Raw genomic sequence first — 1056 nt, forward strand, 5'->3', positions numbered from 1 at the left:
GGTTCGCTCGACTTGCATGTATTAGGCACGCCGCCAGCGTTCGTCCTGAGCCAGGATCAAACTCTCCATGAAAATGGTAAGCTGATTAGCTCAATTTGCATCACGCTAGCAATGCAATAGTAATTACGTTGGGATTTTCTTAAAAATCCCTGAGATATCATGTATCTCTATTTCGCTTGGCTTTTGTTCAGTTTTCAAAGAACTCATTATTTGTCGTTTTTGGGCGACTCATAAAGCTTACCAAACCAATTTTGGTTTGTCAATATTTTTTTGGTGGAGCCTAGCGGGATCGAACCGCTGACCTCCTGCGTGCAAGGCAGGCGCTCTCCCAGCTGAGCTAAGGCCCCTAAATAATGGTCGGGAAGACAGGATTTGAACCTGCGACCCCCTGGTCCCAAACCAGGTGCTCTACCAAGCTGAGCCACTTCCCGAAATTTCAATATAAAATGGCGCGCCCTGAGAGATTCGAACTCCCGACCTTTTGATTCGTAGTCAAACACTCTATCCAGCTGAGCTAAGGGCGCATATTAATTATGGTGCCGAGGGCCGGACTTGAACCGGCACGGTAGTCACCTACCGCAGGATTTTAAGTCCTGTGTGTCTGCCAATTCCACCACCCCGGCTAGGACTTTTTATACTTAATTTAGTTATAAGTAAAGCGGAAGACGAGATTCGAACTCGCGACCCCCACCTTGGCAAGGTGGTGTTCTACCACTGAACTACTTCCGCATATTATAGTAATGCGGGTGAAGGGAGTCGAACCCCCACGTCATAAGACACTAGATCCTAAGTCTAGCGCGTCTGCCAATTCCGCCACACCCGCATATTATTAATACATTCTAACACCTTAAATAATGGTGAGCCATGAAGGACTCGAACCTTCGACCCTCTGATTAAAAGTCAGATGCTCTACCAACTGAGCTAATGGCTCTTAGTGACGATGCCGGCCAGAGGACTTGAACCCCCAACCTACTGATTACAAGTCAGTTGCTCTACCAATTGAGCTAGGCCGGCATATGGTGGAGGATGACGGGATCGAACCGCCGACCCCCTGCT

At 48.2% G+C, this 1056-nt stretch carries 8 tRNA genes and 1 rRNA gene; all 9 read right to left on the reverse strand.

The annotated features are described in order from the left end of the window. A 16S ribosomal RNA gene (locus tag AC1FXZ_RS21890) occupies nucleotides 1-72 on the reverse strand; the annotation flags it as partial. 199 nt (nucleotides 73-271) lie between these two features. Beyond that, nucleotides 272-347: transfer RNA gene (locus tag AC1FXZ_RS21895), tRNA-Ala, on the reverse strand. A 7-nt stretch (nucleotides 348-354) separates the two neighbouring features. Beyond that, a tRNA-Pro gene (locus tag AC1FXZ_RS21900) sits at nucleotides 355-431 on the reverse strand. Between the two features lie 16 nt (nucleotides 432-447). Further along, a tRNA-Arg gene (locus AC1FXZ_RS21905) sits at nucleotides 448-524 on the reverse strand. 10 nt (nucleotides 525-534) lie between these two features. Then, a tRNA-Leu gene (locus tag AC1FXZ_RS21910) sits at nucleotides 535-623 on the reverse strand. A 34-nt stretch (nucleotides 624-657) separates the two neighbouring features. Next, nucleotides 658-729: transfer RNA gene (locus AC1FXZ_RS21915), tRNA-Gly, on the reverse strand. A gap of 12 nt (nucleotides 730-741) precedes the next feature. Further along, a tRNA-Leu gene (locus AC1FXZ_RS21920) sits at nucleotides 742-823 on the reverse strand. Between the two features lie 32 nt (nucleotides 824-855). Further along, nucleotides 856-931, reverse strand: a tRNA-Lys gene (locus tag AC1FXZ_RS21925). 10 nt (nucleotides 932-941) lie between these two features. Further along, a tRNA-Thr gene (locus AC1FXZ_RS21930) sits at nucleotides 942-1014 on the reverse strand. Nucleotides 1015-1056: the final 42 nt, after the last annotated feature.

It is taken from the genome of Halalkalibacter sp. HAAS-P014 (genome assembly GCF_056619965.1).